At 69.6% G+C, this 25,177-nt stretch carries 20 protein-coding genes; 14 read left to right on the top strand and 6 right to left on the bottom strand.

Features of this window, described 5'->3' with window-relative positions; genetic code table 11:
• The first annotated feature begins 115 nt into the window (after positions 1 to 115).
• Together ACFV7Q_RS30905 and ACFV7Q_RS30900 are read left to right on the top strand one after the other, a co-directional pair.
• Positions 116 to 286 (top strand): hypothetical protein, encoded by a 171-nt coding sequence (locus tag ACFV7Q_RS30905; protein WP_385433427.1) that lies wholly within the window; start codon positions 116 to 118, stop codon positions 284 to 286.
• Between the two features lie 559 nt (positions 287 to 845).
• Positions 846 to 2,102, top strand: coding sequence for a protein-glutamine gamma-glutamyltransferase (locus tag ACFV7Q_RS30900; RefSeq protein WP_385433425.1), 1,257 nt, complete (start codon positions 846 to 848; stop codon positions 2,100 to 2,102).
• A 484-nt stretch (positions 2,103 to 2,586) separates the two neighbouring features.
• Here the strand turns inward: ACFV7Q_RS30900 and ACFV7Q_RS30895 are convergent, their stop codons facing one another.
• Positions 2,587 to 2,916, bottom strand: coding sequence for a hypothetical protein (locus ACFV7Q_RS30895; RefSeq protein ID WP_385433423.1), 330 nt, complete (start codon positions 2,914 to 2,916; stop codon positions 2,587 to 2,589).
• 343 nt (positions 2,917 to 3,259) lie between these two features.
• On the opposite strand from ACFV7Q_RS30895, the gene ACFV7Q_RS30890 reads away from it, so the two are divergent.
• From ACFV7Q_RS30890 to ACFV7Q_RS30880, 3 genes are all read left to right on the top strand, one after another.
• Positions 3,260 to 3,493, top strand: a complete 234-nt coding sequence (locus ACFV7Q_RS30890) for a hypothetical protein (protein ID WP_385433429.1) — start codon at positions 3,260 to 3,262, stop codon at positions 3,491 to 3,493.
• A 381-nt stretch (positions 3,494 to 3,874) separates the two neighbouring features.
• On the top strand, positions 3,875 to 5,743 hold the full coding sequence (locus tag ACFV7Q_RS30885) for a hypothetical protein (RefSeq protein ID WP_385433421.1): 1,869 nt from the start codon (positions 3,875 to 3,877) through the stop codon (positions 5,741 to 5,743).
• A gap of 328 nt (positions 5,744 to 6,071) precedes the next feature.
• Entirely contained in the window at positions 6,072 to 7,580 is a 1,509-nt protein-coding gene (locus ACFV7Q_RS30880) for a DUF4246 domain-containing protein (protein WP_385433419.1), read from the top strand.
• Positions 7,581 to 7,711: 131 nt separating this feature from the next.
• Here the strand turns inward: ACFV7Q_RS30880 and ACFV7Q_RS30875 are convergent, their stop codons facing one another.
• Together ACFV7Q_RS30875 and ACFV7Q_RS30870 are read right to left on the bottom strand one after the other, a co-directional pair.
• Positions 7,712 to 8,017 carry a protealysin inhibitor emfourin gene (locus tag ACFV7Q_RS30875; RefSeq protein WP_385433417.1) on the bottom strand — a complete coding sequence of 102 codons (306 nt, stop codon included), beginning with the start codon at positions 8,015 to 8,017 and terminating at the stop codon, positions 7,712 to 7,714.
• 37 nt (positions 8,018 to 8,054) lie between these two features.
• Complete coding sequence (locus ACFV7Q_RS30870) at positions 8,055 to 9,251, bottom strand: M4 family metallopeptidase (protein WP_385433415.1); 1,197 nt, start codon at positions 9,249 to 9,251, stop codon at positions 8,055 to 8,057.
• A 1,261-nt stretch (positions 9,252 to 10,512) separates the two neighbouring features.
• Between ACFV7Q_RS30870 and ACFV7Q_RS30865 the strand changes: the two genes are divergently transcribed.
• The 4 genes from ACFV7Q_RS30865 (at position 10,513) to ACFV7Q_RS30850 (ending at position 14,597) form a co-directional block, all read left to right on the top strand.
• A complete protein-coding gene (locus tag ACFV7Q_RS30865; RefSeq protein ID WP_385433413.1) occupies positions 10,513 to 11,250 on the top strand; it encodes a VOC family protein in 738 nt (245 codons plus the stop codon).
• A gap of 1,071 nt (positions 11,251 to 12,321) precedes the next feature.
• Complete coding sequence (locus tag ACFV7Q_RS30860) at positions 12,322 to 12,603, top strand: hypothetical protein (protein WP_385433411.1); 282 nt, start codon at positions 12,322 to 12,324, stop codon at positions 12,601 to 12,603.
• 533 nt (positions 12,604 to 13,136) lie between these two features.
• Positions 13,137 to 14,018, top strand: a complete 882-nt coding sequence (locus tag ACFV7Q_RS30855; protein ID WP_385433410.1) for a helix-turn-helix domain-containing protein — start codon at positions 13,137 to 13,139, stop codon at positions 14,016 to 14,018.
• 18 nt (positions 14,019 to 14,036) lie between these two features.
• Complete coding sequence (locus ACFV7Q_RS30850) at positions 14,037 to 14,597, top strand: class IV adenylate cyclase (RefSeq protein WP_385433408.1); 561 nt, start codon at positions 14,037 to 14,039, stop codon at positions 14,595 to 14,597.
• A 794-nt stretch (positions 14,598 to 15,391) separates the two neighbouring features.
• On the opposite strand, the gene ACFV7Q_RS30845 is transcribed toward ACFV7Q_RS30850, so the two are convergent.
• Complete coding sequence (locus ACFV7Q_RS30845) at positions 15,392 to 16,249, bottom strand: class I SAM-dependent methyltransferase (protein WP_385433406.1); 858 nt, start codon at positions 16,247 to 16,249, stop codon at positions 15,392 to 15,394.
• Positions 16,250 to 16,371: 122 nt separating this feature from the next.
• Between ACFV7Q_RS30845 and ACFV7Q_RS30840 the strand changes: the two genes are divergently transcribed.
• Both ACFV7Q_RS30840 and ACFV7Q_RS30835 read left to right on the top strand, forming a co-directional pair.
• Entirely contained in the window at positions 16,372 to 16,977 is a 606-nt protein-coding gene (locus tag ACFV7Q_RS30840) for a TetR family transcriptional regulator (RefSeq protein ID WP_385433404.1), read from the top strand.
• Positions 16,978 to 17,562: 585 nt separating this feature from the next.
• Positions 17,563 to 18,363, top strand: a complete 801-nt coding sequence (locus ACFV7Q_RS30835; RefSeq protein ID WP_385433402.1) for a hypothetical protein — start codon at positions 17,563 to 17,565, stop codon at positions 18,361 to 18,363.
• A gap of 619 nt (positions 18,364 to 18,982) precedes the next feature.
• Here the strand turns inward: ACFV7Q_RS30835 and ACFV7Q_RS30830 are convergent.
• On the bottom strand, positions 18,983 to 21,073 hold the full coding sequence (locus ACFV7Q_RS30830; protein WP_385433400.1) for a prolyl oligopeptidase family protein: 2,091 nt from the start codon (positions 21,071 to 21,073) through the stop codon (positions 18,983 to 18,985).
• Between the two features lie 264 nt (positions 21,074 to 21,337).
• On the opposite strand from ACFV7Q_RS30830, the gene ACFV7Q_RS30825 reads away from it, so the two are divergent.
• Complete coding sequence (locus tag ACFV7Q_RS30825) at positions 21,338 to 21,841, top strand: hypothetical protein (protein WP_385433398.1); 504 nt, start codon at positions 21,338 to 21,340, stop codon at positions 21,839 to 21,841.
• Positions 21,842 to 22,151: 310 nt separating this feature from the next.
• On the opposite strand, the gene ACFV7Q_RS30820 is transcribed toward ACFV7Q_RS30825, so the two are convergent.
• Positions 22,152 to 22,367 carry a hypothetical protein gene (locus ACFV7Q_RS30820; RefSeq protein ID WP_385433396.1) on the bottom strand — a complete coding sequence of 72 codons (216 nt, stop codon included), beginning with the start codon at positions 22,365 to 22,367 and terminating at the stop codon, positions 22,152 to 22,154.
• 482 nt (positions 22,368 to 22,849) lie between these two features.
• Here ACFV7Q_RS30820 and ACFV7Q_RS30815 point away from each other — a divergent pair, with 482 nt between their 5' ends.
• Both ACFV7Q_RS30815 and ACFV7Q_RS30810 read left to right on the top strand, forming a co-directional pair.
• On the top strand, positions 22,850 to 23,827 hold the full coding sequence (locus ACFV7Q_RS30815; RefSeq protein WP_385433394.1) for an NB-ARC domain-containing protein: 978 nt from the start codon (positions 22,850 to 22,852) through the stop codon (positions 23,825 to 23,827).
• Complete coding sequence (locus ACFV7Q_RS30810; RefSeq protein WP_385433392.1) at positions 23,808 to 25,064, top strand: tetratricopeptide repeat protein; 1,257 nt, start codon at positions 23,808 to 23,810, stop codon at positions 25,062 to 25,064. Before ACFV7Q_RS30815 ends, ACFV7Q_RS30810 begins: the two co-directional genes overlap by 20 nt.
• Positions 25,065 to 25,177 lie beyond the last annotated feature (113 nt).

Here is a 25,177-nt window from a genome sequence, read left to right as displayed (position 1 = left end):
GAGTAGGCGAGAGGCTGCGCCGAGCCGGACTGCGGCTTGGTGATGCAGTTGGAGGGCGTCGGCGAGGGCGGCCGCATGGACCGCCACGAGGGAGCCGCAGTTCACCTGCTACGTCATGCTCGCCACCGTCGCCGATCCCGAGAACCTGCGCCCCGGATTCCATCTGACGCCGACGGGCATGTGCCTGCGGACGCCCGCGCAGGACTACCTCGGCATGCTGGACTTCGACGGCGGCGCCTTGACCGCTCACAGCGGCCGACCCGCGAACGTCTCCAGACGGTTCTAGGCCGGGTGTCCGGCACCGACGTGACGCGGACGGCGGCACGTTCTTCGTTGCGGGCACCAGGGAGATGCGGCATCAAGGCCCGGCGCCCCCGGCAGGGACCACGAACCACGAACCGGCGCGGAAGTTGTGCCCAGAGCGTCATACCAGCCGATTTGTAGAGGGCGGGAGCGATGACGGCCCTGGCGACGGTGGCGAACCGGGCGAGCGGCCGCAGTGGCGAGTGGCGCGGATCGTGCGGTCCGTCGGCGGACGGCGGGCCGCTTCCAGCAGGGCCCGGAAGCAGAAACGGGGAACGCTGCCGCTATGCATTCCAACGATGGCAGGCCGGACGCATGACGGGATACCGCCTATCTGACGGCGTGGCTGATTCTGAGGTCACCGTGTTGCCGCGGAGTTGGCACAGAGACATGATCACTTGTCATGTCAGACGATCCCGATTCGGGAGTCGGCATGTGATGCGCCAGTCCCTTCCATGACATGCGAAGGGGTGGCCGATTCTCGTTTTGGCCGGCGGCTACCGTACCGCCATCGCGGTTTCACGACAAAGGAGTTGTGAGTCATGCATAAACGTCGGGGATTTCTCTCCCTCACGACAGTGGGCGTGGTCATGTGCACCACCGCGCTCATGCCATCGGTCAGTCTGGCCGCCGGCCGCGACGGTGGGGGGAAGGAGGATTCCTACGCCGAGAGGCACGACTTGACGGTGGATGACGTCAGGCAGATCAACGCACTGAACGAGAGGGCCTTGGAGCTGGGTCAGCCCGGCAAGCCCCCGCACGGATTACCGCCGGGTGCCGTCGAGTCCCTCAGGCCCTCTGCTTCGGCCGACGACCGGGTGACCCCTCCGGCCGAGCCCCTCGACAGGATGCCTGACGCGTACCGGGCCCACGGAGGCAGGGCCACTACGGGCGTCAGCAATTACATACGCAAGTGGCAGCAGGCCTACAGCCACCGCGACGGCAAGGCGCGGCAGATGACCGAAGCCCAGCGAGAACAGCTGTCCTACGGTTGTGTCGGAATCACCTGGGTCAACTCGGGGCCCTACCCGACGAACAAATTGGCGTTCGCTTCGTTCGACGAGAACAAGTACAACAGTGGCTTGAGGAACAACAGCCCCCGGCCCGGCGAGACGCGGGCCGAATTCGAAGGGCGCATCGCGAAGGGAAGCTTCGACGAAACGAAGGGCTTCAAACGAGCTCGCGATGTGGCATCCATCATGAACAAGGCCCTGGAAAATTCGCACGACGTGGCGGCCTACGTGAACAATCTCAAGGCGGAGCTCGCCAAGAGCAACGACCCGCTGCTCCACGAGGACGGCCGTTCGACCTTCTACTCGGCTCTCAGCAGCACGCCGTCCTTCAAGGAGCGTGACGGGGGGAACTACGACCCGTCCAGGATGAAGGCGGTCGTCTACTCGAAGCACTTCTGGAGCGGGCAGGATCCGAGGAGCTCCTCCGACAAGCGCAAGTACGGCGACCCGGATGCCTTCCGCCCGAACCAGGGAACAGGCCTGGTCGACATGTCGGCGGACAGGAACGTGTCGCGCAGTCCTGCCAACCCGGGCGAAAGCTATGTCAACTTCGACTACGGCTGGTTCGGCGATCAGAGGGAACCGGATCCCAAGAAGACGGTATGGACCCACGCCAACCACTATCACTCGCCCGATGGTGACATGGGTCCGATGCAGGTGTACGAAAGCACCTTCCCGAACTGGTCGGCCGGGTACGCGGACTTCGACCGCGGAGCCTACGTGATCACGTTCATACCGAAGAGCTGGAACACCGCGCCCGCCAAGGTGAAGCAGGGCTGGCCGTAACAGCCGCGGACGGGAGTCCGACCTCCGGGACGGCCGCGGGCCTGGGCGCTCTCTGGATCAGGCATTCGCCTGACCTGGTCGTACCAGGCCGCTCTCGTACGCGATCACCACGCACTGGGCCTGGCCCCGGGCATCGAGCTTGACGAGGGAGATGCGTCGGGCGGCCGGGCTGCAGCGGCACGGCGGCGGGACGGGCCCTCGTCGCGGCAATCCGGATCGGTCCAGGGCGCCCCACAATGTGCTGACCCTCGAAGGAACAGAACGGGTGCAGGCCCAACGGCTGACAAACTGATTGCTAAGGGGCGACCCCACGAGCGGCCCAGTGGGCCGAATCGCCCTTGTGCTCCGATGCCGACCACCATGGCTTGGTCGGTACGAGCCCACTGGCAGGTCAACGGCCCGAACCTCGAAACGGGCTGTTGTGAACCGGCGAGGTAGGGGTCGGTGCGCGAGGTTGCTCACCGACCCCTCAGTGTCACGGCAATCAGTACCGCACCAACACTCGCATGAAGCTTCTGCCCCACACGTCGAACCGGATGCACTGGTAGTTGATGATCTGTCCGGATGCCACCCAGTAATTTCCATAAGCCACGCACTGGGGGTAGCAGTAGACCTGCCCGAGCGTGACCCAGCGATACCGGGCTTGGGCAGCGGGCTGTGCGTTTGCGCTGAGGCTCTGGGCAGCCAGGGGCGTGCCGCTCGCGGTGGCCGGTGTGGCGCTGGCCACGCTGCCAGCGGTAAACGCCAGCGCTGCGGTGAGAGCCACTGCCAGAGACGCAATGCGGTGTGCGGGTCGGGCGTGCTTGCCGTTCACGGAACCTCCGGAGAGTCCAGCCGACGTGACTGAGGCCATCAGTCACCTCCGGCATGAGGCAGAGAACCAGCCGATCTCGCGGTACGTCAGCAAGGATGCGTGCGTGCAAGCTGTACGACGTTCGGGTACCTCCGAAAGTTCCCCCGTTATGTTCTTCGCGGTCCTGCAAGAGGGCCGCTGGCCTCCGGGCCCGGTGCGACTGATTCCCCTGTCGAAGGCATGACCTGGGGGTGGTGTCACCGGGCCCGAGGGGTGCCGTTGGAGACGCTGATGAGAGGTCCGACCACCGCTTGGCCTGGCGCAATGCTCGGGCGCTCGCGGGCGGCAGGTCTGCATGACGTGGATGCGCGAGTACGGAAAGGCCATGCTCAACAGCGAGCCGAAGCTGCGGGCCGTGTTCGACGGGCTGACCGCGAAATCCGGCACCGTCCTGGTGATCGTCGATGTCCCATGGCTGGTCCTGGCAGACGACGCGGCGGGGGAGGACCGGTTGTCCGGCTGGTCCACCGGTGCGGACGCCGACGCACTGGCCGCCGGCTGGCCGCCAGGGAGTTCGGTGCGTCGGTGCGTCGGCTGACCGCGCCGGGTGCCGGTCCGATGGCGGTGTCGGGCGATGTGAGGGTGGTGGAGCGGATCCGGTCGGGGTCGGACGGTCTGCGCGTGACGGTGTCTTGGCAGCGAGGCAGCGAGGCAGCGAGGCAGCGAGGCAGCGAGGCAGCGAGGCAGCGAGGCAGCGAGGCAGCGAGGCAGCGAGGCAGCGAGGCAGCGAGGCAGGCTGGCAGGCTGGCCGGCCTGCAGGGCGCCGCCTCAGTGGACCCGGCAGGTGTGAGATGGGGTGCAGACCCGGTCGGTACCGTCTGTCCGTGTGAGACCACCTCAAGAACTCGACGCCGTCGACTGGACGTCGTGCCATCACGCCTACGGCGCTGCCACCGACGTACCGGATTCGATACGGGCTTTGTACGCAGGTGACGCGGACCGGGCCGAGCGGGCCGTGCGCCTCCTCTTCAACAAGGTGCTCAATCGGGACTCGGTGTATCCGGCGACCGTGGCGGCCGTGCCGTTCCTCGCACACGCCGCCGTGCACGCCGTCCACGAGCGGGCGAGTGTGCTGGCCTTCCTGGCGGGCGCGGGAGGCCGTGGCCCGGAGCCGCAAACCGGCATCGAGGAAGAGGGGTATGCGCAGGTCACGGCAGAAGTACCGGGCCTGCTGCACCTCCTCGCCGACGACGACCCGAAGGTCCGCCTCGGCGCGGTACGCGTCGCACGCTGCGCGACCGGGCCGAGCTTCCCCGCGGCGCTGCGCGAGCTGACCGCCCGCTACGAGGCCGACCCGGTCGCCGAGGTCCGCGTGGACGCGCTGGCCGTTCTCACCCGGCTCGACCCCGACCAGCAGTCGGCGGGCCGGCGCCTGCACGACGCCCTCAGGGACCGTCTCCCCGCCGTCCGCGCTGCGGCCTCCCTCGCACTGCTGGAAAGGACGCACGCGCCCTACCCGCCGGACCTCGTCGCGGTCCTGGCCGAGGCCATCGCGACCGCCGACAGCGACCTCACCGTCGACCGGGCAGCACCCCGCCACCTGGCGGAACGTCACCAGCGCCTGGTCCGCCGCCGTTCCCCTTTCACACCACGGCTCTTCCCCGGGATCGGAGACCCCGACTCCCGCCTCACCGACATCGCCGAGCAGGACGCGGAGGCCGCCGCCGCAGTGGCGGGCGGCTTCGTCGTGCGAGGCGACGTCGACGGCCGGGGCTCACGCCGCGCCCATGAACTCTCCGTCACCTGGCGCGACCGCGAGAACGACACCCTCGCCCTACTCACCGCGGCCCTGCCGCACGAGCACACGCCCTTCGACCGGTCCCACCTGCTGTACTCCATCGCCTGCTGGACACCCTTCGCCACCCAGCCGCAGCCCGGTCTCGCAGACCACCTCCTCCGGCAGGAACTCTGCGGCAACCCCGAGACGGCCAACCTCGCCCAGCTCTCCCTCGGGCGCCTCGGCGACGAACGCCTCCTCACCGCCGTGCCCGACCCGTACGCCGAAGCGGTGGCCGCACTCGCGGCCCGCACCCGCCACCGCGACCACCAGCGCCTCGCCCTCCAGCAGCCGGCACGCCTGGGCTTCGACGGCTTCCTCGCCACCCTTTCGCCGGACGACGTCCAGGCCCTCCTCCCCGACCTCAAGGCCGTACTGCACCGGATGGACCCCGCTGAGCCCGACCGACCCGAACTGGAGCTCGTCCGACTGTTCGGCGACTGGGGCGTCCAGGACCCCGAGCTGCTCGGCCTGCTCGACGAAGCCGCCCGCAGCGGCCACGACGAGCTCGCCGCGACCGCAGCCGTATCCGCCGCCCGCCTCGGCGCCGACCCCGAACCGGCCCTGCGCTTGCTGAAGCAGGCCATGGCCGCGGACGATGCCGGGTACCACTGCATCGAGGAGGCGGGGCGTCTCGGCTCGGCCGCGGCACCGCTGCTGCCGCTCATCGAGCCGTACCACGTCCACTGGGACGAGTGGGCGCGGCTGCGCGGGGCCGAAGCCGACTGGCGCATCACCCAGGACCCCGCCCGAGCCGTTACCGCGCTCACCGGACTCGTCGAGCTTCCCACCCACGTGACCAGCGGGTACACGTACACGACGAGCGTCCGCGCCGTGGAGGTGCTCGCGCGTATCGGCACGACACCCGACGCCCTGCGCCGGCGCGTCGAACACTGGGCCACCTCGCCCCGCCGCGTCATCAGACCCGACGACTTCTTCGAACCCGTCCATGAGCAGCGCTGCCTCGACGAAGACCTACGCGAAGCCGCCCTCCACCTGCTACTGCGGTGACGGTATCCTCCCCGCGCACGGTGCAGAACCTGCGCACCCAGCAGGCGAAGGGCAGCCTGCATCTGCGACAACTACTGGTGGACGGCCGGCGGAAGTCCATGCAGCCGATGTGCTGAACGGCTCGGGGTGGCTGCCGCCCGCGAGGTCCCCGCCGCCCGCGCCGGCCGCAACGCCTGACCCGCGCGTCCCGGGGGCCGGACGCCCTACGGTGTCCGGCCCCGGGTGGGGGTGACCACGACGGTCGTCATCGCCCGGGGCCGCGGCGGTGGTGTCAGTGCGGCGGGCTATCCTTCCCGGCACCGCACACCGACCGTGAGGATCACCAGAAGTGACCGGCCTGTCCGCCTTCCCACTGCCCTTCCAGACCTCCCGTTCCCCGGCGTTCGCGACGCCCCGGACGCTGCGGGAACTGCAGATGATGCAGTGCAGCTCGCACCTGCGTGCCAAGCCCGCGTGGTTCGACAAGATGAACGACGCCGACATCGTCACCAGGTGGACGCGGGAAGGGGTGGCGCAGGGCCTTACCGAAGCGCAGATGCGCTACGTGCTCGCCGAGCTGCGGCACTACGCCGTGCTGCGGGACGCGCGGACCGGCATCGAGGTGTCCGCGGTCGACGGGGTCTGGCAGTCGGACACCCTTGTCGACGAGCAGCTCAGGTCGCGGTTGCGGGAGGCTGTCCGGGTCCTGGAAGAGGTCCCCGAAGCGGAGCGGGACTGGCATCCCGGATCCGAGGGCCAGGTGCTGGATCTCGTGCACCCCTCGCTGTTCTGCCTGGTGCGGGAGGTGAGCGGAGGGCCGGAGCGGGCCTGGCAGAACCCGACGAACCACTACGCGAAGTACGAGTTCTCGGAGAGGTTCCAGTGGCTGCCCACGGACGTCGACGTCAGTGACGACGGCGCCGTCGCCTTCCGCTCGTACGTCAACAACGTCCACCCCGAGGTGCATCGCGCACTGGCCTCCGTCCTGCCGGACGTGTTCGCGAGCCTGCGCCCGCTGTTCGAGAACGTGCTCACCGATCTGCGGCACCCGCGGCCCCTGCGGATCGAGGCCGATCCCTACGGCTGGTACGACTCGGAACCGGAGTATCCGCGCCAGTCGTCCTACAGTGACAACGCGGCCTACATGGATGCCCGCGCTGCCTGGGATGAGGCCTATGAGGCCTGGTGGGAGAACCGCCGCCCGATCGTCCCGGACGCTCCGGCCTTCAGCCCGCCCGCACTGCCCGACGCCTCCGCCCGGGTCGACCTGCGCGGCCGCCGACTCCAGGTCATCGTCAAGCTCGCCACCGTCCACCTCACACCGGACAAGCCCGAGTACCCCGGCGGTTCGTGGCACGTCGAGGGCATGCTGAACGAGCGGATCGTCTCGACCGGCATCTACTACTGGGACAGCGAGAACATCACCGAAAGCCGGCTGGGATTCCGGGCCGCACTCGACGACCCGCATTACGAACAGAACGACGACGCCGGGCTGCGCGAGGTCTACGGCCTTGAGGACGAAGACGCGCTGAACCAGGTGCTGGGCTCGGTACCGACCCCTGCGGGCCGCTGCCTGGCGTTCCCCAATGTCCTGCAGCACCGCGTGGACGCGTTCCGCCTCGTGGACCCCACCCGGCCGGGGCACCGCAAGATCCTCGCGTTCTTCCTGGTCGACCCGGCAGAGCGGATCGTCTCGACCTCCGACGTGCCGCCGCAGCAGCCCTGGTCCGACACCTCGACCATGACGCTGGAGCAGGCCAAGACGTACCGCGAAGAACTCATGAAGGAGAGGAAGTTCTTCGTGGACGAACACAACGAGCAGCTCTACGAACGGGAGTTCTCCCTCTGTGAGCACTGAACCGCCATTGCGGGGAACCGGTCGGGGGCTGTCGTCGGTTCAGTGGAACTGATCAGTCGTCATGCCTGTGACCTGGAGTTGGGCATGTTGGTTGAGCGGGGGCGTGGCCCTGCCACAGATGGAACCGCGCCTTACCGCTGCCGCGCGAAGTGGCCTCGGAGCCAGGCGAGCAGGGCCGCGAACGCGGGGGACTTGGCAGTGTCCGACTGTGTGAGAACCGTCGAGCGGCCGCCGTCCTCCACTGTGATCACGTAGCTCATCGCGTCCCTGGCGCGCCCGTTCTGCTCCTCCACGGGCATCGCCACGGCCGCCGCCACCAACTGGGCCAGCTCGGCCGCAGCGCTTTCGGGCAGGTCATCCGTGTTCAGCACGTCGGGCCGGCGGCGGAGGTTCGCCGCCGCCGCCAGCCCACCGTAAGACTCCAAAGTCACCTTCATTGCGCGCAGCCTCTCGACCGGCGGGGGATTCCGGTGGTCACCTGGCACCCTTCAGCTTGGCCACTTCCTTGGCCAGGCCCGTCACCTTGTCGCTCAGTGCGCCGATCTGCCTGGCCAGGGCTGCCGTCCCGTCCTCCCGGCCCACGCCACTGTGCCCGTTGAACGCATGGCTCCGTGCCCGGGCGAGGCCGCTCGGGACACTTCTCAGTGAGACCTCCACCTCCTGCCACCCCGCCAGCACGGCCGACTGCTCGGGGCTACCGGCGCCGAACAATTGCCCAGCTTTCTGGAAGGTGGTGTCGGCGAAGTCCTGGAACTGGTCCTCGGCAGTGGACGCCTTGAGCGCTTCGTACCAGATGGTCCCGGCAGCCTCCCACGCGAATCCGCCGATGCCCACGGAAGCCAGGTAGAACGCCTTGTTCGGAATGCCGGAGTTGTAGTGCACGGCACCCCAGTCACCGGAGTAGGTGTCGGGCATGTGGACGAACTTGCTCATACGGTCGGGCTGGGGGTCACCGCTGAACGCCGTCCCCGGGGCCTTCAATGACCGCAAGGCGTCGCCTTCGATTGCCGGGGTCCACACGTCGGCCCCGATCAGCCAGTCCGCCTCTTCGGCCGTCTGCTTCAGGGACCACTGCTTGACCAGCGACCCGAAGACGTCCGACATCGACTCGTTCAGGGCCCCGGACTGCTTGTGGTACTCGAATCCCGACGTGAATTCGGTGACTCCGTGTGCCAACTCGTGGGCGATCACATCGAGGGATCCGGTGAGGTCACCGACGCTATCCCCGTCACCGTCGCCGAACACCATGCGCTGTCCGTCCCAGAAGGCGTTGTCGTACATGAAGCCGTAGTGGACGAACCCGTCGAGGCGCATGCCCCGGCCGTCGATCGAATTGCGCTGGAACACCTCCTTGAAGAAGTCACGTGTCAGGCCGAGTGAGTCGAACGCCCGGTTGACGGACTCGTCCAGGGAGGCCGGTCCGTCTTCCGACCTGGCCAGGACGGCGTTGGTAAAGGATTCAGCCTGCTCGCAATCGAATATGGTGCGCCGGCCGTTGCCGGGGGCGGCCGCGGCGGCGGAACGCGCTCGGACCGCTCGCTCACCCCGCAGGCGTGCCGTGGTCAGCAGAGTGGCCAAGGCGGCCTGGCGGACATCGCGGTCGTCGCTCTCCATGAGCTTTTCGAGAATGTACGGGGGGATGATGCAGTTGATCGGGCGGGTCCTACTCATGGGATACCTCCTGAGTGAGAGGACCGACGGTTGACCATCCTGGCCGAAGGATTGAGGCGCCGACTACGGCTTCGAATCCACCCACGCGCGGTCGGCTTCCTGACCTTCGAAAGCGGCCAGGCGCAGCCCGCCGCGGCCCCCCTGAACAGACCAGGGTGGCCGCGCGGCACAGCAGACAACAGCGAGTACCCGCTGGTGCGGCGGCAGTGGAAGAAGAGTCGGCGCCGACCAGCCCGATTCCCCCGGCAGGGCCACGCTGATACCACCAGTCTCCTGCCGTTTGTAGCGGCTGGCAAACGCAATGCGAGCGCGCCGGAACGCTCTGATTCGAGTCGTTCGGGATGGGGGCGAGGGGCAGCTCCAGCACCGGTGGATCACCATCGAGATCCGGGCCGTGAGTCGACCGCGGTGAAGGCGGCCGAGCAGGGTTCCGCCCTGTTCCTCCCCAGCGGTTCGAGCCGGCCTCTGCGGACTCCCGGTGAGGAAAACGTGGTGGTACAGGTCCGGTAGCCGCGGCTTGGCGACCCGTGTCTGCCGAAGTGGGCGACGCGATCGAGCGTGGATTTGCGGTCGGCGCAACTTCCTCGCCTGCGTACTCGGCGACTGGAGCCGGCTGCGGAGGATTCCCCCACGGAGATCGATCACCCAGCGCCCTGTCGCTCGGGGTGCGCCTGTGGTGGGTGCTGGAGTCCACAGCACCCACCATTTCCGCTACCTCGCCGCCGGCGACTGCCTCACGCCCGTCCGCGCCCCGACCTCGGAAGGCATACGAGCGGCCATGTGATCCGGGGAGGGACCACCCGCACCAGGGCAGCGGCCCATGCCCCCGCACCACAGACGGCCGGCCAGCAGCGGCATGCACGCGCAAGACCTCCGACCTCGACAGGGAAGCCGAAACACAACTCCCAAAGCATCCTGTGGAAGCCGACCCCCGACTGGGTGGCGGGGTTCCGACGGTCGAAGTCGCCGACGACGCTGACCGGCCCGACGGGGTGGGGTCGGGTCGCCCGCTCGTGGAGTGTGTGGTCCGAGTCGGCTGGCGCGACTTGAGGAGCGATCGGTCAGTGGCGTCAGCGAGCCGTCGGCGCTTGGACTCCGTGCCGCTGGCCGGTCGGATGCGGGCGGCGGCGTTGGGTCTCGCCTTCATCCCTCAGGGATTCGTCCTCGTCGGAAGTTGGCAAGAGCGACGCTCGCCAGCACCTGGTCGAGCACATGTCTGGTCGCGGCGGCCTGGGCTGACGACTGCTTTAGGATCTGCGGCATGGCAACACGACTGGTGCAGATCAACATGAAGGCCCAGGACGACTCCGTGCTCGGCGGGTTCTGGGCGGAGGCACTCGGCTGGGGGGTTGACAGCGAGGGGCCCGGCGTGACCAACCTCGAACCGGTGGGATTCGCCTACCCCGACCCCGTGGCCGTCTGCATCGACATCGTGGCCCGCCCGGAACCCAAAACGGTGAAGAACCGGGTGCACCTTGATCTGGCAACCACCTCGCCCGCGCACCAAGCGGAGTTGATCGCCCGTCTGAAGGACCTCGGCGCGACGCTCGCCGACGTGGGTCAGGGCGATGTCCCCTGGACGGTCATGGCCGACCCCGAAGGTAACGAGTTCTGCGTCCTGGAGCCCCGTCCCGTCTACCGGGACACCGGGCCGATCGCCGCGGTGGTGGTCGACTGCACCGACCCACGAGGGATGGCCCGTTTCTGGGACGGGGCGATGGACTGGACGCTGCACGAGGTCACCGACGACCACGCGACCATGCGCTCCGCCAAAGGCGTCGGCCCCTACCTGGAGTTCGTCCGCACCCCCGACACCAAGAGCGTGTGGAACCGCGTCCACCTCGACGTCTGCCCCTACCCCGGTGACGACCCGGCCACGGAGGAAGCCCGACTGCGCGCCCTGGGCGCCACCAGCCCTGATTTCGACCGGTCCGCGATCTCCTGGACGGTTCTGGCCGACCCGGAGGGCAACGAGTTCTGCCTCCTCAGCCCTCGCTGACCCTGAGCAGCGGCTCCGGCCGGTTCCGGGGCAGCGGCGAAGACGACGGGACGTCAGCCCCTGCCGCCGGAGGCGGGGACGGTGCCTTCGGAGATCCAGCACGCGTCGTTCGACGCATGAAGGGCCACGAGCGGGCCGTAGTCGTCGGCGATGCCCGTACGGCCCCGGCGCCTACGGCGGTCTGTCCACGCTGGCCTTCGACCACCGTGGACAGACCGCCTATCCCCGGAACCGGCTGCCCACCGGGCGACCTCTCCCTTGTGGCGCCCGGCGGCAGGCCAGGTGTCCCACGACTGGGGAGATCCATCGAGCAGGTGTGGGGGGACGCCCGCTCAGGGGTGGCCGGCTTCAAGGCTGTGGCGGACACCGAAGCGCAGCCACTTGCAGGGGAGGGCGCGCCCCAGCCACCGGCCTGGGTGGAGACCGTACGCGTCGACACCGGATCCTGACTGCAGAGACGCCGCCTCCCGAGTCTCCGCGCAGCGCCCTGCGCCCCCGGCGCGCCCCGATGCGCGCCCTTGCGCCACGAGCGCCGGTCCCGTCCCGCCCGAGGCTCCTCGCGGCCGGGCGGGGCTGCTAGCTTCGCGATTCCGGGGCGTGCGGGGAACGGGGGTGGCTGCGGGTCATGACCACGGGGCGTCCCTCGCGGTTCACGGCAGTCCTGCTCTTCGTCCTGACCGCGGTGGTGGTGCCCGCGACCACCAATGTCGCAGGCGGCTCCGTGCCGGAGCCGGTCGAGCCGTACCTCTGGCTGGCCTGGCCGGTCGCCGCGGTATCGGCGGTGGCGGCAGCGGCACTGGAGGTGCGTCGCCGCCGCCGCGAGGACGCCGAGCCGGGCGGTGGGGGGGAACGGACCCGCCCGCACGGAGCGGCTGCACCACGCGCTGGAGGAGCTGGCGCAGACGGTGCACCGCCAGTGGACCGCCGAGGCCCGGATTCGCACCCTGCACCGGCCCCGGCCCCTGCGCGTGCGCTGGTCCTCCACCGGCCGTCCGGTCGCCGCGCCGCCAGCAGCCGTATTGGGGGAGGCGGTACCGGGCGGTCGGCCCCTGCGGCTGCGGCTGCGGCTGCGTGGCGGCGTCGACGACCGTCGAGAAGTTCGTCCGCCTGCCCAAGCGTCAGTTGGTCCTCCTCGGGGCCCCGGGAGCCGGGAAGACCGTGCTGGCCATCCTGCTCACCCTGGGACTGCTGCAGCACCGGCGCGAGCACGGCGGTCCGGTGCCGGTGCTGCTGTCGGTGTCGTCGTGGGACCCGCGGACCGAGCATCTGCACTCCTGGGTGGTCCGGCGTCTGGTCCAGGACTATCCGGCCCTGGCGAACCCCGAGGCGGGTGGGGCGGCCGCCGGATGCTGAGTCGATGCGGATGGTCTCGTACGTGGTGCCGTGGATGGTCTGGTCACAGGGGGCGCAGATCGTGCCGCCGGTCATTGGGCGGCTCCGGCCTGGGGCAGGCCCACGCTTCGATGTCGAGTCGGTGTGCGCCTTGCTGGCGGCGGATCCATCCGCGGGGGACGGCGCCGGTGGTCAGTGGTCGGCCGCAGATGATGCAGGCCCGGCCGCGGCCTTGGTCCCAGGTGAGCCCGGTTGCCTGGGGCAGGGGCGCGTCTGCGCATGGGTGCTGGGTCACGGCCGGCGCCGTGATGGTCGCGGCGGGGCGGGGGTTTCCCCGCGCGGGGTCAGGCCCCGCCGTTCCCGGCAGGGCGTGCATGCGTGGAGCAGAACCGGCGGTCCGGTCAGGCGGCTTGCGAAGTGGATGGGGCGGGCGGTGGAGGAGTGGCCGATGTGCCAATGGCACCAAGTCACCGCGGGGAGGGGGGAGGTCACGAGGTCATGGTGTTGCGACTGTACGTGTCGGCTCGATACCCGGACGGTAATCTCACGGTGGGATGGGCTTCCATCCCACCATGAATGACGGGAGCCAGCCGTTGAGCACCCCTCTTGCCCCTACCGTGCTGCCTGACTGGGCGTGGGAAAGCGGCGAGGTCCGTGAAGCGCTCCGGGCCCGGGACATCGGCAGTGTTTTCCGCTGTGTGCAGAAGTACGGCGGGGCGAGTCAGGCCCGGATAGCGGCTGCGGTCGGCATGACACAGGCCCGCGTGAACGAGATCATCAACGGCCGCCGCGAGGTGGTGCGGCTGGACGTCTACGAGCGGATCGCGGATGGGCTGTCCATGCCGGACAATGCCCGGCACCTCCTCGGCCTGGCCGCTGCCCGCGAACGGCATGACGGCGGTGCCGCCTTCGACTTGGCCGCGTTCCCGGAAGTCGTGCGGGTGTATTCGGGGCAGGCAGCGGCCCGTCAGGAGATCCAGCAGCACGCCCGCGCAGCAGCCGAAGTGGACATCCTCGCCGTACGCGGCCTTGGGCTGATCGGGCTGAACGACTCGATGCTCCGCGCCCATCTGGCAGGCCGGCAGCCGATGCGGGTGCGGGTGCTGCTACTGGACCCCGACACACCGGCTCTGGCCCTGCGCGCTGCCGAGATCGGGGAATCCGCCGAGTCGCTGGCTTCCGGTGTGCGTCTGACCGAGGCCCGGCTGAAAGAGCTGTCACCGGTGGTCGACATCGAGGTCTACCGGTACGCCATGCTGCCCACGTGGCGGATCATCCGCTGCGACACCACCTTGTTCATCGGCGCCTTCGACGCCGGCTGGGAGGGGCACGAGTCGGCCACCTACAAGGTGATGCAGACCCCGCACGGCCCCCTCTACCGGGGGTACCGGCGGATGTTCGACGCGATGGTCGCAGGCGCACAGCGCACGGTATGACGAAGGGGAGCAGGGCGGATGATCGAGGCAGAGCTGAAAGCCCGAGTACAGGCACCGGCGGAAACCCTGGGCCGGCTGGAGGAGCTGGCTGCGGGCCGCGCGGAGGTCTACCGGGACACCTACTACGACACCCCCGACAAGGCCCTGGAAGGGCGGGGCGCGGAACTGCGGGTGCGCACGGTCCACGGGCCGGACGACACCCGCACCGTGCTGACCTACAAGGGCGCCGCCGTGGATGCCGCGTCGGGGTCGAAGCCGGAACACGAGACCCGGGTGGTGGACGTGGAGGCGGTGCACGCGCTATTGCACGGCCTGGGCTACGTGCCAGTGATCGCCTTCGAGAAGCGGTGCCGGAACTACGCGTTCACCTCCGCCGGCGGCCGGCGCATGCTGGCCACCCTCGTCGTCGTCCCGGAGCTGGACGGCACGTTCCTGGAAGTGGAAACGGCCGCTGAGGAGAAGGAGCTCGCAGAGGCGCTCGCGGACGTCCGTACGGTGATGGCCGGCCTGGGTATCGCCGAGGACGACCTGACGCGCGAGCTGTACACCGACGCCGTCCGCGCCCGCAGGACCGTTTGACACGCGACTACCGGTGGCCGATCCCGCAGCGTGTGCCGCGGACCAGCGCAGGAGTGTCGGTCCGCCACTCGGCGAGGTGCCTGCATGTGATTCCAGACCGGTGTCCGGCTTGCGCCTCCTGCTGCTCCAAGGCGGCACGTGCCTGCTCAGGGTCCGCATGCCCGGCAGGTCGGGCGTCGGGCGGCAGTAAGGACACGGCCGGCTCCGCTGCTGTCCGTCCCGCAGGGCCTTACGGGCTGAGCAGAGGGGGTTCTCTGGGGGGAAAGCGTGTGCCACGGAGCGATCGGGGTGTCTTTGCGCAGCTCAGGGCCGGTGTGCCGAACGATATGGCGTGCAACACGTGTGGCGCCCTCACTGCGGAGGTGACGGGAAGGCGCCAGTCTGTCACCGGGTTGCGTGAGCGCGGTCACGCACCGGTCGTGCCAACGAGTATCGGGCGAGTGCAGGCGCCTTCCCGTTGGGAAGTGTCGGCAACGTCAATCATGGGGACGCTGCTTGGGGTCCTACGTGATCACTGTGTGAGAAAGACGCTCTGGCAGGTGCGGTTGACCGTGTAGAGGCCGGGGTGCCCTGTTTCTCAGCCAGGACGAACCGCACTTCGGCCACCATCTTCAGATGGTGCGAGAAGGTCGACTGCCCGACCTCGGCGCGTTCCACGATCTCCCCCACGCTTGGTGTGCCCGGCCCTCGCCTGCCAGCAGGTGCAGCAGGCGCACCCGCGTGGGGTCGGCCAGAGCCTTGAACCGGCTCGCGTTCATGCGGGCAGCCGCGGTGGACCGGCGGTCGTAGGGATGTCAGCTGCGTGCGGTCCCAGCGGTTTCGACGGTGACCAGCCAGGAACTGCTGCGCAGCCACACGGCCCCGTCCTCCTCGTGACCGCGCAGGGTATCGGTCAGCGCCTGGCGTGCCTGGGCTTGCGCCTTGGGGCTGACCTGGCTGAGCAGGTGGCGTCCGGGGCCGGAGTCCAGTAGGAACGCAGCTGCATCCGCCGCGTCGGCACCCCACTTCCCCGGCACCTCGATCCGCCGCACCCTTGCCCCGGTGAAACCGCCCGCGGTGAGTAGGGCGCGGATGCGGTCGGGGTCGGTGAGCGAGAACATGCCGGGGTCGCCGGGCTTGCCGAAGCCGCCGAGCGGCAGGATGCCCTCGAGTGAGGCCAGAGCCTTGAGCCACTCGTTGCCCTCGGCTTCGGCGGCGCAGATGAAGGCCAGCCGGCCGCCCGGCCGTAGCGCGCGGTGGAGGTTGGCGAACGCGGCCTCGGGGTCGGCGAAGAACGTCATGCCGTACCGGCTGATGACCGCGTCGAAGCCTCCGGTGTCGAAAGGGTGCACCTGGGCGTCGCCCTGGACGAAGGAAACGTTCTCCACCCCTTCGCGCAGGGCGCTTTCGCGGGCCCTGCCCAGCATGGGGCCGGACAGGTCCAGCCCCAGCGCCTGTCCCCGGCTGGCGCGACGGGCTGCGAGGCGGGTGGTGCGGCCGGCCCCGCAGCCGATGTCCAGCACGACATTCGATTCCGTGATGGCCGCGGCGTCCAGGAGGAGCTGGTTGAAGCCGTCGTTGACGGCGTCCCAGCGGTCCTGGTTGCGGGCCCACTGGTCGCCCTCGTATCCGTTCCACGCCTCGGCCTGTGCGGTGTTGGCGAATCGACCCATGGGTGAACTCCCTCCCGCCGGGGCGCAGCGCGGCGCCCCGACCCTAGTATGGGCAAGTGCCCAAACAGTATGGGCGACCGCCCATACGTGACGTGCAACTTGCTTGAAGAGAGGGGTCTGTTGTGTCACCTCGTGGTGTGGCGATTCCGGACCTGCGGGAGCGGCTGTTCGCGGCCGCGGAGCGGGTGGTGGCCCGCGACGGCGCGGCGGGGCTGACCAGCCGCGCGGTGACCGCGGAGGCGGACTGCGCCAAAGGCGTGCTGCACACGCACTTCGCCAGCCTGGACGAGTTCGTCGCCGAGCTGGTCCTGGACCGGTTCGCGCGCAGCGCCCGCCAGGCCGAGCAGCTGCAGGCCAGGGTGGGGCAGGCGACGGTGACGGCCAACCTGCAGGAGGTCGTCCTCGCTCTGCTGAAGGCCCTGCCCCCGGCGGTGGTGGGGCTGGCGATGACCCGCCCGGCAGCCGCGGCACACACCCGCGAGGGCTTCCAAGCCGGCGCGCCCGCGTTCGACGCGATCCAGCACGCCTTCACCGCCTACCTGGAAGCGGAGCAGGGCGGGGGCCGGCTGCCCGCAGGCGCCGACGCCGCGACCATCGCCCTCGCCCTGGTCGGCACGAGTCACCACCTGCTCATGACCCGGGTTCCCGGGGGCGGCGAGGACCTCCAGGCGGCCACCGGGCGCCTGCTCGCCGTCCTGCTCGGCAACACCCCTCCATCCGCCCTCTGAGTGATCCGCCGCCACCGGGCCGGCCTGCGGGCACAACCAGGCCCTACGGGCCGCACCCCGACAGGGGGTCCTGAAGCCGGCGGTGCGCGAGGTCAGTGTCCTGTGCTGGTGTGGCCTGGCCAGTGCACGGTGGCCCAGGTGCGGCCGCCGTCCTTGGATTCGTGGAGGCGTCGTCGGTGGTGGCGGCGAGCAGGTGGGTGGTTGCGGCCGTGGGCAGCACGGCCGGCTGCGCCGCTCGGGGGGCGGCCGCTTGCGGTCCAGGAGGTGCTGTCGCTTCCGGTGAGGAACCCGCCGGTCTGTATCCGGTGGACCATGCACAACATCGGGTGTACTCCGGTGAGTCTTCGTCAACTTGCATTCACAGGTTGAACGACTGGTGTGACTCGTTCTCGGTTGGCTCACGCTGGTCGTGGGCGGTTGTCTGGGGGTGTAGATCGTTCGTCAGCAGCCGGCCCGCCGGTTCTTGAGGTACGTCTCGTCATCCCAGCCAGGCACATGGAAACGTGCTCGGGCGACAGTCGGCGGTGGGGCGGCGTCATGTTGGCTCCGCGAAGAAGACGGGGTCGCACCTGAGAGCATGAACGCATGTCCGAGGAGCCGAACCTGATGTCAAGCCTGTGGCCGCTTGTGCCGTCCGGGGCCACTGACTGGCTGCTGGAGCTGTGCGGCGACGGCGTGACCGGTTTCATGCCTCCGGCGATGCCCGACGCGGTGTGGGTGCTCAACGCCATGTACGAGCATGAGCAGGGGCCAGCCGATGTGTCGTACCACGAGTACCACCAGGCGCGTCTGGCAGATGGGAGCAACCTGCCCCGTATCGTCGCGGGTATCGACCTCGATGCCGTGAGCGTCGCCACGGGAGGAGGTCTGGGCCGCGCCCAGCACCCGGGTCCCGGCTGGCGACGGCTGCGCTGGGCCGAGCTTGCCCGGCGGACCGGCGACCCGGCCGTGCCCGACGGGCTGATGCCCTCCTACCGTTGCTGTCCCTCGGTGAGGAAGGAGGGCAGCTGGCCGCTGGGGATGGTTCCGCCGACCGAGGGGAGCCTGGACCGTGAGACCTGGAACCGGCTGATCGCCATCCTCGCCCAGTGCAGTCCCGCGGGGCCGGACACCCGCTGCCTGGCCTACTACAACCCGCTGATGCTCGCAGACATCGACTTCGACAACCTCCACGTGCGTGCGGGTCGGCTCGGCGACGCCGAGATCCTCTACGACCAGTCCCCGGCCGACTACAGCCCGTCGAATCTCTGGGCCGATGACCGCTCATGGGTCCTGCGCACCGACTACGACCTGTGGGCCACCAAGGTCGCCGGTTCCCCAGCCCTCATCAACGCCTTGCTGAACGACTCTGCGATCGAGGCGGTGCGTCTGCCCTGGGCGCACTGATGACGAGCCGCCCTGGCTCCTTTCCCAGCCCTGGAGCGCGGGCGCATTCAAGTTCCTACCCGCTGGCATCGGACGGCCCTCCACGATCCGGTGCATGCTGGATCCCGAACTGCTGGAACGGATGACCGTACGCCGTGCGGAACTGGACGAACTCGAAGAACCGCAGGCCAAACAGCTGGCAGCGGTGCGGATCGACCGGGACGAGCTTGCTGTCACCGAACGTGTCCTTGAGCGGACGACCGGGCAGCTTGCCGACGAACGCGCCTCGGCTGCGCCGTCGCCCCGACCAGGTGAGAGGTCGGGCGGTGATGCTGATCCCACACCGCGAGCCGGGTGTGGAGGGGGCTCAGCGCCGCAGCCGGTCGCTCGCCGCGCAGGGTCGCGGGTCCGGGTCGGCGGCGATAAGGAACTGCTTCGTCTTCTCCAGCGCCTCCGCGACCTGGGCCTGGGTCATCCCGCCCACGGCGGTTGACTTCGAAAGCTCGATGCCGGCCGCACCTTCCGCACACTGGACGGCAGGGGAACCACGGAAAGGTTCCTGCATGGTCGGCCGGTCCGGGACCACGGACGGGGGGCGGGGCGATCGGAGCCGCCGACTCCGCGGGCAGCGGAGCGACCTTCACCGAGGCATGACACCGAGCGCCCAGCAGCAGAAGCTCAGCTCGTCCACGTCCTGTTCGATCAAGGCCGACGCCGTGGTACCGCCTGCGTGCCCCGAAGCGCGGAGCGGCAACACCAGGTACGGGCCTCCCTGCGCGGCCTCGGCCTGGAGCCGGGCAGCCATCTTCAGCGGGTCATGGGGAGGAGCGTTGCGGTCGTTCAGTGCCGGCGCGAACATCATCACGGGGTAGCGGCGATCGGCTCGGACGTTGTGGTACGGCGAGTAGCCGGCCAGATACGGGCCCTCGACCGGGTCATCGGGATCGCCGTACTCCACGGTCGCCGCGGCCAGATGGCTGAACCGGGGAAACCGCAGCATGTCCAGCACCGGCACCCGACTGTAGACCGCCCCGAAGGCGTCAGGTGCCTGCAGAGCAGCAACCGTGACGAGCAGGCCCCCGTTGCTGTTGCCGCGCGAGACGAGCCGGCCGGGCGTCGTCCATCCGGCCGAGACCAGGTAGCGCGCCGCGGCAACGAAGTCATCGAAGGCATTCTGCCGCCGGGTTTTGACCGCCGCCTCGTGCCAGCCGCGCCCGTACTCGCCACCTCCCCGGATGTTGGCGAAGGCCAGTACGCCGCCCAGCCTCAGCCACGCCGCGTTGACCGGTGCCCAGCGCGGTTCCATCGCGATGTTGAACCCGCCGTAGCCGCTGAGCCGCACGGGCCGCTGTCCGTCGCGCGGCAGGTCCTTGTGGCGGACGACGAACATCGAGACCGGCGTGCCGTCCGGCGACTCGTACCAGACCTGTTCCGTGATGAATGCGGATGCGTCGAGTCCGGCGTCGGGCACGTGGTACGGCGACAGCCGGTCCGCCGCGTAGTCGTAGCGGTAGAGCGACGGCGGCTGCACGTACGAGGTGAAGCTCAGCCATACCTCGTCACCGTCCCAGCGGCCGCTGACCCCGCTGACGACGCCTTCGCCCTCGTTGCGGTTCACCGAGCCGAGGGCAGGAAGCTCCAGGTCGCGGAGGTGGGTGCCGTCCGCGGCGTGGATCCGCACCCGGTGCGAGGCCGCGTGCGTGTGGACGGCGTAGAGCCGACCGCCGACTCCGGCGACCGTCTGGAGCGTGTCCGGGCCCTCGGGTATGAGGGTTCGCCAGGCGGTCGGCTCGGTCAGCGGTGCGAGGCAGAGCCGGCCGCGCGGTGCGTCGAGGTCCGTGTGGATGAGCAACGAGTCGCCGATGACCTGGACTTGGTTGAGGGATCGCATGACGGGAGCCACCGGCATGAGCTCGCCGTCGGCCAGGCGCAGCAGGTGCACGGTGTTGGCGTGCACGTAGTCCCACATGGACAGGACCGCGAAGCGGCCGCATTCACTGGCCTTGACCGAGCACCAGTATTCCTTCTCGTGATCGTGCCGTCCTCCGAAGATCCGGCGGGCCGGCTTCCGCGACCCCAGCCGGTGCTCGTACACGGCGTGCCAGAGTGCCTCCTCTCCCGGCGGGACCTCGCCGGGCTCAGGGCAGGCGGCGTAGAGGAAGCCGGAGGAGTCGGGGAGCCAAGCGGGTGCCGAGTGGCCTGAGCCGCGGGGCCGGTCGGGCAGTACCTGCCGCGAGGCGATGTCGAGGACGTGGATCACGGCGTCGTGCGTGCCGCCCACGGACTTTCCGAAGGCCACCAGATGGCCGTCGGGCGAGGGCACGGCGAACACCAGCGCCTCCTCGCTCGCCCACGCGCTCGGGTCGAGCACGGTCTCGGGCTGGGCGGCTGCTCCGGTGCTGCGCCGCAGCATGAACGCGAGCTTCTCGTCGTCGGCGCCCGCCTGCCAGAAGAACTCTTGTCCGGGAGGTCCCGCGGGAATCGGCGGTGACATGCGCGCATACCGCGAGGCACGGGAAGCCTCCGCCCTCAGCCGGTCCCGTCCGGGCACCTCGGCCAGCACGGCGCGGGTGACGGCCTCCTGCGCGGCGATCCACGTCGCGGTCTCCGCGTCGTCGATGCGCTCCAGCCAGGCGTACGGATCCTGGAACCGGCGCCCGTGCACCGTATAGCCGCTGTCCGGATCCTTCCGCGCCGCCGGGAGGTCGATGGGCGGCCCGAGTTCCTTCACCGCACGGCCCTCCTCGACCCGACGTGTATGAGGGAACTGTACGAGCTCCCGACACGCCCTGCCCCGGCGATCCTGCAGTCGACGCCGCCTGTCTCCCGCACGGCGCATCCGAGAACCACCCTTCCCGCCCCGGGTAAGGCCTGCTCCGGGTTCAAGATCGGCTGGAGACCGGCGGGGTGCGCGGCGATCGGTGGCGGGGCCTGGCCGGGGCGGCCGCGTGACACACTCGGATTGCCTCGTTGCATACATCCGAAGGAACAAACCATGAGAACCGATTCGGCGCTGACTTTGGCAGGGAGGCTCGAAGAGGTCGACTGGATTGGCTCGTTCGACCAGGCTCGGTCACGGGTGGCACTCATGCGGGAGTTCCTGCGACGCTCCGCCTTGTGGGCCAGGGCGACAGGATCTGCCGAGTGGCCGTTCTTCGATATCGCGGCCCGTATCGATCCGTCGGCGCGGATCGATGCCGACGTCGTGACGGGCATTGCGGAGAAGGCTGGCTTGCAACAGCCGGTTGTCCTGGACACGTTGGAGTGGTCCCTGAACTTTGCCGTGCTCTCGGACATCCGTGCCGATCTCCCGGACCTGCCAGAGCCCTTCGTACCACTCGTCTTGCTGTCGGAACGCGGTGGGGGATTCGGCTTGGACGGGTCCGGCCACATCGAGGTCGACATGGCGGCCATCTCCAAGGGCTGCATGGAGGATGCACTCGAACGGACTCCGCTGGATTTGAGCGAGGCGAGTTTGAGTGCCTTGGATGCTGGTTGAGATGGCCGAGTCGGGCAGTACCCACCCGTCGTCCCCGACGAGGAGGCCGTCCCGGCGGAGCAGCCAGCCGAGGTGATGCCCAAGCCGATAGACCTGAAGCGCCAGTGGGTTGGAGCGGAAGGACTATGTTGCCCCCTCCCGCTGATCAGCGAGAGGCGGCGTCCTCTCACAGCCGAGATCGGCCGGACAGAACCCAGTAGTGCTGCCGGACGCTGGAGCAGGCGTTGGGCGGGCTTTGCGCTGGTCTGCCAGTGCTCATGCCACGCGAGAGGTTGCCGACCGCCCCGGTGCGTCTCGTGGCGGGGCGGGGTCAGGATTCTGATTCACCTGGATGGAGCCACCGGCGGCCCACCCGTTCGAACTCCGGTGTCGCGCCTTCCCGGTCGTCGGTGCACCGGTCGGCCCAAGCCCTGCGCACCATGACCGGCCGGATCGCCAGGCTGCCGGCGACCTCCTGCACCCGCACCACCAGACCGAGCCCGTTGACCCCCCGGTTGCCCCGCGGACCATAGGACGTATCGAGCACCCCACATCCTTGAGCGTGCGAGAGGAACCGTTGCAGATCGGCGGGGCGTTGAGGCGGCCGAGACGGCCCCGTCTTTCGACACATGGCCCCCGCCCGTCCAAGGCGGCGACGCACCAGCGGCCCGCACCTGCCCGCCCCGGTCCGCGGCGCCCCTGACTGGCAGATTGCCGTTGAAAGGCCTCTGACCCGGGTGGAAGTGCCTACGTACCTGCCCGTAGGATCCCCGAAACCGGGCCCGAATGCTGTCCTCTCTCGCGAACGGTGAGCCCACCGAACTCGAACTCCTCGCGGCCGACTGACACCCCACCCGGACGACTTGTGCCCCCGCCGCCGGACTCCGAGACCTCGCCGTCCGACTCCGACATCCCGTCGCCGGAGCGGGGTGGAGCGGGCGGAGCCGAGCCCCCCGCCCGCGGACATCATCGAACCGGCCGCGCGCCGCCCTCCCGCTGCCCTAGCGTTGGTGCTGGACAGGGGGTTCGGTGGGGAACCACATCAGTGGCGGGATTTTCTTCGGCGCGGTCGTGATGGGGCAGCGGGTGGAGATCACCCTTCCCCGGGAGATCACCCCCGCGCTGAGCGGGCTACCCAGGCGTGGCCGTATGTTCTCCGGGCGCGCCGACGAACTCGCCGTGATCACCGGAGAGCTGGAGCGATTCGCGGTGGTGACGATCGTCGGCATGCCCGGGGTCGGCAAGACCGCGCTGGCGGTGGAGGCCGCCTGGCGGGCCTGGAAGGACGAGGGCCGGTTCCCCGGTGGAGTGCTGTTCGTCGAGCTGCACAGCTACGACGCCCGCAACCGGGTCTCGACCCGGCAGGCGCTCACCCAGTTGCTGCGCGCGCTGGCGGTACCCCACGAGCACATCCCGGACGACGAGCAGGAGTTGACGCGGCTCTACCGCTCGGTGCTGGCGGCCTACGCCGAGCAGGAACGGCGTCTCCTCGTCGTGGTCGACGACACGTCGGGCGAGGAGCAGGCCAGCCCGCTGCTGCCCGCCGACGACTACCACGCCGCGCTGGTCACCTCGCGCCACAAACTGGTGCTTGGTGAGGCCCGGACGGTCTTGCGCCCCCTGGACACGGACGCGGCAGTCGAGCTCGTTCGGCGGGTGCTCGGCCCGGACGACGAGCGGGTGAACGGCGACCGCGTCTCGGCCGAGCAGATAGCCGACCTCTGCGGCCACCTGCCGCTCGCGTTGAGGATCTCGGCAGCCCTACTGGCCGACCTCCCCGTCAAGCCATTGGCGGAGCTCGCCGCCCAACTGGCCGAGTCGCACCGTCGGCTCGCACGCACTGACCCGGGACGAGCGCACAGTCCGAGCCGCCTTCGACCTCTCGTACCAGCGGCTGCAGCCCGCACAGGCCCGCCTGTTCCGTCTGCTGGCACTGAACCCGGGGCCGGACGTATCCACCGAAGCAGCCGGCCGCCTGGCGAACGCGATGGTCGATTGGCTACTTGAGTCGCTCGCCCGCGCACACCTGATCGAGGCTCCGAGGTGGGGCCGCTGGGGCTTCCACGACCTGGTCCGCCTCTACGCGGAGGAACGGGCGGCGGCCGACGCAGGCGAGGAACTCGCCGAGGCGGAGCGGCGGCTGAACGCCCACTACCTGGAAACGGCCGCGGCCGCCGCGCTCAACCTCAACGACCTGGTCGCGACGAGCAACGACGGCCCGCTGACCCGCTTCCTGGGCAACGAGGGCACCGGCATCAAGTGGCTGGACGACGAGTACGCCAACCTGCTGGCCGCAACCGCCCGGGCCCAGGCGGACGGACACGAAATGCTCTCGGTCGTGCTGCCCGTCGCGCTGGGCGGTTACCTGCGACTGCGCCGGGTGCTTCCCCAGTGGACCGCCCTCCTGGAGGGGGCGGTCTCGGCCGGGGAGTCCCTCGGGGAGGTGGAGCTCACGGGCATTGCCCTGGACCTGCTCGGCCTCGCCCTCCAGGAGGAGGGCCGTCTGGAGGAAGCGGCCGTCGCCGCGCGCCGCGCGGTGAAGTGCTTCCGGAAGGTGCGCGAGGAGTTCCGAGAGAACGTCGCACTGAGCCACCTCGGAACGGCGCTCGCCCGACAGGGCACGTACGGGGAAGCCGCCAAGATCCTCCGGAGCGCCGTGGACCGGCTGGAGGGAGGTGGTCTGATGACCAGCAGGGCGCATGCCCTGAAGGACCTCGGCGAGGTTCTGCTGCGGCTGGGGCGGTTCGAGGAGGCCGCGGAGTTCAGCGGGCAGGCCGCCCGGGGCTTCTGGATACCGCTGGGGGACGAGATCTCCGAGGCGGAGGCACTCCTGTGCGAGGGCTCGGCCCTGCTCGCCCTCGGCGACCCGGCGATGGCGCTCGTCTCCCTCCACCGGGCGAGCGAGCATTTCCGCAAGCACCAGAGCCTGGCCGGGCTGGCCCCGACCCTGAACGGCTACGGCTGTGCAGTATGGAACCTCGGCCACCGGGACAGGGCCGTCGAAATCCTGCGCGAGGCCGCCGACTGCGCTGAGGAGGTGGGGTACGACGGCCTCCGGGCCGAGGTCGTCGACAACCTGGTTTCGGCCTACACGATCCTCGGCCGGTCGGAGGAGGCGGCCCGGCTGGCCCCTGCCCACGCCGCGCGAGAACTGCCGCCGCAGCCCGGCACCCCGCCACCGTGCACCAGGACCGACGGCGGCAAATGGTGGCGGCGTTTGGGTTGGCCCTCGTGGCGACGTTGAGCGGACCAACCCGTCGGTGGACCGAGCAAGGCCCGGTCCACCGACCGGACCGGTTCTAGTGTCTGCGGCTCGTCAGTCACAGTAGACACCCCCACCCTCGGGCAGCGAGTAAC

Origin of the sequence: Streptomyces sp. NPDC059851, assembly GCF_042732005.1 — a bacterium.
Taxonomy (GTDB): Bacteria; Actinomycetota; Actinomycetes; order Streptomycetales; family Streptomycetaceae; genus Streptomyces.
The sequence above is the reverse complement of the archived record's forward strand: the minus strand, read 5'-3'. Positions and strand labels throughout refer to the sequence as shown.